The organism is Falsibacillus pallidus (genome assembly GCF_003350505.1).
GTDB lineage: Bacteria > Bacillota > Bacilli > Bacillales > DSM-25281 > Falsibacillus > Falsibacillus pallidus.
On the sequence record NZ_QQAY01000021.1, the window covers coordinates 46,480 to 52,546 of the forward strand.

Annotated in this window: 5 protein-coding genes, 1 pseudogene and 1 other annotated feature; of the genes and pseudogenes, 3 read left to right on the forward strand and 3 right to left on the reverse strand. The window is 40.4% G+C overall.

Annotation, left to right across the window (positions count from 1 at the left end; genetic code table 11):
• Positions 1 to 482 precede the first annotated feature (482 nt).
• Positions 483 to 799, reverse strand: a pseudogene (locus DFR59_RS18510) (YnfA family protein).
• Between the two features lie 471 nt (positions 800 to 1,270).
• On the opposite strand from DFR59_RS18510, the gene DFR59_RS18515 reads away from it, so the two are divergent.
• Entirely contained in the window at positions 1,271 to 1,597 is a 327-nt protein-coding gene (locus tag DFR59_RS18515) for a hypothetical protein (RefSeq protein WP_114747146.1), read from the forward strand.
• Positions 1,598 to 1,605: 8 nt separating this feature from the next.
• Here the strand turns inward: DFR59_RS18515 and DFR59_RS18520 are convergent, their stop codons facing one another.
• On the reverse strand, positions 1,606 to 1,917 hold the full coding sequence (locus tag DFR59_RS18520; RefSeq protein ID WP_158538438.1) for a DUF4306 domain-containing protein: 312 nt from the start codon (positions 1,915 to 1,917) through the stop codon (positions 1,606 to 1,608).
• Between the two features lie 358 nt (positions 1,918 to 2,275).
• Between DFR59_RS18520 and DFR59_RS18525 the strand changes: the two genes are divergently transcribed.
• Positions 2,276 to 3,214, forward strand: coding sequence for a ring-cleaving dioxygenase (locus DFR59_RS18525; protein WP_114747148.1), 939 nt, complete (start codon positions 2,276 to 2,278; stop codon positions 3,212 to 3,214).
• Between the two features lie 21 nt (positions 3,215 to 3,235).
• Positions 3,236 to 3,844, forward strand: a complete 609-nt coding sequence (locus tag DFR59_RS18530) for a flavin reductase family protein (protein ID WP_114747149.1) — start codon at positions 3,236 to 3,238, stop codon at positions 3,842 to 3,844.
• A 77-nt stretch (positions 3,845 to 3,921) separates the two neighbouring features.
• Here the strand turns inward: DFR59_RS18530 and DFR59_RS18535 are convergent, their stop codons facing one another.
• The gene (locus DFR59_RS18535) at positions 3,922 to 5,286 is read right to left on the reverse strand and encodes an amino acid permease (RefSeq protein ID WP_114747150.1); all 1,365 of its coding nucleotides are present in this window, start codon (positions 5,284 to 5,286) and stop codon (positions 3,922 to 3,924) included.
• Positions 5,287 to 5,554: 268 nt separating this feature from the next.
• Positions 5,555 to 5,797 (reverse strand) — a binding site (T-box leader).
• Positions 5,798 to 6,067 lie beyond the last annotated feature (270 nt).

Here is a 6,067-nt window from a genome sequence, read left to right on the forward strand (position 1 = left end):
AAGCAAGTTTCTCGCTCATAAAAAAATAAATATATAAATAATTAAGCATTGGTCTCGTGGTAAGTAAGGGAATAGTGGTGGTACAGGGGAAACCGTAAGGTATAGTAGTGTGCTGCTTCACCTTTCAAGGGAAATCCAAATCCAGAAACGTATATCATACTTCAGACAGAAGCACTCGCCCATATAAAAATATATATAAATAAATAATTAGGTATGGGTATTGTGGTAAGGAAGGGAATGACGGTGGTATAGGAGGAACCGTAAGGTACTACGTATGAGGGAATAGACTATCGAATTGAAAAGGTACCTTCGATACCCCTTCTCGGTTATTTTATAAAGGTGAGGATAAAAAGAAAAGCCTTTCTCCTAAATACATCACTCTACTTCTTAAAACTGAATTCTATTTTGGAACATGAAAAAGAGTAAGAGGGAAAAGGAATTTAGGGGGATAGTGATTATTTATGCATTCATGTCTTTTTACTCTATTGGCGAGGTGCGAATAACATTACTGAAACCCCCACTAAACATATACCAGCACCTATCCAATCGTATAAATCAGTGTTCTTTTATCAATACGCCATCCCTATAATACAGAAAGAACAATAAATACTCCTCCATAGGCAGCATATACTTTACCGAATGATGGAAATGTGGCAATAACCATATATATCGCCAAGGCTATTCCTCCGAAAGCCCCCCAATAAAATGGCTTACCTTCTCTTAACCATAGCCAAATAAGATACCCTCCACCAATCTCTGCAATTCCAGCAAATATGAATAATACAATTGCGTTAATCATTTAAAGCCCACCCTTGATAACTTAATTAACATGGTAAGTATACTGTATTCCAAAGGTAGTAAAGAACTGCATTCCCACAGAACAATCAGAAGGCAAGAATCGTTTGTGATACAGGTGTCACCGTAAGGTGCCTTCATTACGTTTAGGTCAATCCCTTTGTTTGGTGATCTCTCCTCTTTATTTAAGCAAACTTTATTCTTACTTTTTTATTTTTTGAGTTCATTTCCGGCTGAAAAGGGGCAAATCTTTGAGCAAACTTTATTATTAAGGAATAATTTGGATAATGCGTTTGAGGTTATATGTGGCAAGGGATGAACCTAATTCTATATTTCTGCAAACTTAATTCTCATTTAACATCAAAACGCACAGTGTTTCTGCACTGTGCGTTTTTTTATGTTTTTAAAGAAAAAATGGAATTTTATGTTAAACTAATAGTGTAGGATATTTTAAGAGAAATATCAGGAGGACAATATGGAATTTGGTATTCATTTTTCAGCTTATTTGATTCTAGCTGCCTTAGGAATAATGATTGCAGGAAGGGTTGTACAGTGGTTTCTTCGGATGACGGCCAATCTAGATAATCTTGATGAAAAAGTGATTAATAAAGGGAGACAAATTACCATTTTTCTCATTGGTGTATGCCTGCTTGTACTTGCTACTCTTACTGCATCCACTAATTTAGAGATAACTTTTGTAAGGAAAATAGCATTATTAGTGGGATGGTTATCTGCCATTTGTTTTAGCATGATGCCATTGCTAGTTTACATTCTTGAACGATTTTCTGATAAGAAACAATGAAAATAAGCTTAGCTCTTAACTTGTTTTAATTTAAAGTACTGTCTAAGAAGTATGAAGATGCTAACGAGAAAAAGAACGAAAACAACGATCATGACGGCCATCCATGATGGGAAATACTTAGCTGAGTAGATGAAGTAATCTAATAGATTGATATCATCCGGATGAATGGGGGCGCCGTGAAATAGGAATGTGAATTTAGCAAGGTGATTCCACTCAAATTTTGCATCCCTCAGTTCACTTCCCTGGTACAGATTAATATACGCCAAGACCAAAAAGAACAGAAAAAGCGTAATTGACAACGCTGGATAACGGAATTTCAACGCACTCAGCCCTTTGCATTTTTTTCCATTATATCACTTCCGGGACATGGGGACAGGTTCCTTGTCCCAAAATCTTTTTATTTATGGAGGAAGAAGATTTCTTATCTAGACCAGGTTATTGACAATTATAATCATAGGTTATATAATTATCTCGAATTCAAGATAATTTCAACTTAAGGTTTTTGATGACAAACGAAGTGTTCTCTTTTTTTAAATAAATATCTCGAATTCGAGATAAAAACAATCAAAGGTATGTGCTCCAAGCTGATTATTGGCAGCGGCATTTGGGTACGAATATAACCTGGCTTAAAATTCAGCTGCTATTGGTTGGACTTTACCTACACGAGGAGTGTTGAAAATGAGCAAGAAAACAATGGGCATTCACCATATCACAGCGATTGTAGGGCATCCTCAAGAGAATGTGGACTTCTATGCAGGGGTCTTAGGGCTGCGTTTAGTTAAGCAAACAGTCAATTTTGATGATCCAGGTACTTATCACCTTTATTTCGGCAATGAAGGGGGTAAACCAGGGACCATAATAACTTTCTTTCCATGGCCAGGGGCTCGCCAAGGAATCATAGGCGATGGGCAGGTAGGGGTTACTTCTTTTGCCGTTCCAAAAGGTGCTTTTGGATTCTGGGAAGAAAGGTTTGAAAAGTTCAATGTTCCATTCACTAAAATGGAGCGATTTGGAGAGCGATATTTGGAATTTGATGATCCTCATGGACTCCACCTTGAACTCGTGGAAAGAGAAGCAGGAGAGAACAATAATTGGGAGTTCGGCAAGGTAACTCCTGACGTTGCTATCAAAGGTTTTGGCGGAGCAACTCTTTTATCCACACAGCCTGATAAGACAGCGGAATTGTTAGAAAGAGTTATGGGACTAGAATTGGTCGGCAACGAGGGGGATTTTGCCCGCTATCGTTCAATTGGTGATATCGGAAATGTTATCGATGTAAAATTGACTCCTATCGGCCGGGGACAAATGGGTGTTGGCACAGTACACCATATTGCATGGCGTGCGAAAGATGACCAAGATCAATTAGATTGGCAGCAGTTCGTCCAAGCAAATGGCTACGGCGTTACACCAGTACAGGACCGCAACTATTTCAATGCGATTTATTTCAGGGAACATGGCGAAATATTGTTTGAAATCGCTACGGATCCCCCAGGATTTGCTCATGATGAGTCACAAGAGACAATGGGCGATAAATTGATGCTGCCATCACAGTATGAGTCTCAGAGGTCAAAAATTGAAGAAGTATTAATACCGTTAGAAGTAAGAACATTAGACTGATAGACGATAGGGAGTGATTTTTTGCTTACAATTGATCCATCTAAATTGTCTGAACGGGAAAATTATAAATTTCTAATTGGAAGTATCATTCCTAGACCGATAGCATTTGTCACAACAGCTTCTAAAAGTGGTGTGTTAAATGGAGCGCCATTTAGTTTTTTTAATATCGTGTCACATAATCCCCCGATGATTTCGATATCCGTCCAACGGTCAGCTGGCAGGCAAAAGGATACAGCGAGAAACATCATCGAATCAAAAGAATTTGTAGTGCATATTGTGGATGAACAAAATGTTGAAAAAATAAATAAAACAGCTGCAAGTCTTCCTCCTGATGAGAGTGAGATTGAGTTAGCGAACTTAACTCCAGTCGAAAGTACAAAAATTTCAGTTCCGGGAGTGAAGGAAGCAAAAATCAGATTGGAATGTTCATTGGAGCAAACCCTCGAATTGGGAGGGGCGGATACTCCAGGATGTGATCTGATTATAGGGAAGGTCGTTCAATTTCATATCGAAGAAGATATCTATGAAAATGGAAGAATCAATCCCAAAGGGTTGGCGGCAGTGAGTCGATTGGCAGGGAATGATTATGCGAAAATTGGTGAAGTTTTTGAGATAGAAAGACCTAAGTAATTAATGGAGCGATGAGGGCATTAAATAAGAAAAGAGTCTCAGGCAGATGGAGTATTCATCATCCCGAGACTCTTTTTTTACGCCTCTATGCTCCTTTTAACAACCCGTGCTTCTTTATTCAGGACATATGAAGCAGAAATGAATAGATAGATCCCAAGGGTAACGCATGTAATCATCGGAGGCGTCGTCGTAACGATGCCGATGAAAATGCCAAGCAGAGCAATGATGGCGACCCAAGTGGTATAAGTGAACCATTTTACATAATACCCTGTCAGCGGTTTTGATTGATTCCTTGACTTCAAGTGGGCAAATGCGATGATCAGCCAGATGAATAGGACAGTATATCCCAGAGACCCCATCAGATACGTAAATGTTTTGCTGCCGGCGAAGACGGAGAGCAGGACGCCAGCATACATGGAAGCAGTGCACATCAAGATGGCATAGACTGGGACCTTTTTAGACGATAGGCGTGAAAAGATCTTTGGCACTCTGCCGTCGACTGCCTGGGTATATAAGACGCGTGAAGAGCCGTACAACCCCGAATTCATGGAAGAGATGATGGCAAGGAGGATAACCGCGTTCATGACATGGTCAGCTCCTGGGATGCCGATTAATTTGAATACCATGACGAACGGACTCTCGTTGGCGCCGTTTACTTGATCCCATGGAATGAGTCCGACGATGATCAAAAATGGGAATAAATAAAAAGCGATGATGCGTGTCAGTGTCCCTCTTACTGCTTTCGGAACCACTTTTTCAGGATCTTTCGTCTCAGCAAGCGTCACCCCGATGATTTCTGTGCCCCCATAGGAGTAGATGACGACCAGCATCGCTGTGATCAGCCCTGAAGCACCATGCGGGAAGAATCCTCCCTCATTGGTCAGATGATGGAACGCCGGCGCTGTATGACCCCCGAATGAAACGAATAATAATAGAAGTCCGGATAGAATGAAAATGACGATGACAGTGATCTTAATGAGTGCAAGCCAATATTCCGTTTCGGCAAAGATTTTGACAGACAAGAGGTTTACAACAGTTACGCAGACGGAAACCACAAGTGCTAAGATCCAAATGGGTGTTCCGGGAAGCCAATATTGTAGGAAGATACCCGCAACAACGGCTTCAGCAGCAATGTTCAACACCCACATCTTCCAGTAGATCCAATCAAGAAAATAAGCGGGGAATGAACCCAGCACGGATTGAACGAGGTCGCGGAAAGTACGGGCGCCTGTGTTTTGAACGGCCATTTCCGCCAACCCCTGCATAATGAATAATAAGATGATTCCTCCAATGAGGTACGCCAACACGACTGAGGGACCAGCCGTATCAATTGCGTCGCTGCTACCTTTAAAAAGTCCTGCCCCGATGCTTCCGCCAAGCGCCATCATCATGATGTGGCGGGAAGTCATCGTGCGTTTCAACGTTTCAGTTTTTTCCTTCATATCTAACACACTCCCATTCTGTCATACTTGGATGTTTAAAAATCAAGACTGTTTTCGTAAACATTGTTGTTAAAATCTTAATGCCGATTTTAACGTGCAAATAGCTGTTTGGCACGTTGAAATGGAGTATCCAGGCTCTTTTCTAGCTAGATTTTTTGCTTAAATTGTATAAGCTACCCTGCTTTTATAGCTAAAGCAACAAACGTTGAGAAAAGAGCCAAAATCAATAATAAAAGGCCTGCCATCCCTGATCACACATAACGTGTGAAATAGAGACGACAAGCCTTTGGCTGACCGCGGTACCACTCTTGTTGATTCATAAATGAATCCTGCTTTCAAAACCTGTTAACGAAGGTCAATCGTCAAAGCATCGGGAATCTCTAAAATCCGTACATTCCGTTTGCCTTGCTGCTCCTGGGCGAGTTCAAAGGTTTCATAGACTGCGTTCCACCAACCCGCAGCTCTCTATCACTATAAAATCACTTCTACTGCTCCCGTTCATTGCCTGTAATCGATTCATTATTCAGAATAATAATGACTACTATAAAGGCATGTCTATATGGTTGTCAATGAGGAATCAGAAATGCTTCACCGCATAAAAGTGTAAAAATCACTGTAACACCAAACAATCTAGCGCTTACAAAAAGAATGATAAAAAAATTATGAGCGGTACAAGGGGACAGGTTCCATAGCCGTCAAGTTAAGCGAAAAGGTGTAAATATTGGGTGAAATCCGTTATCCTTCCATAAAGAAATCTTTATGAAAGGATGACTTTTATGGA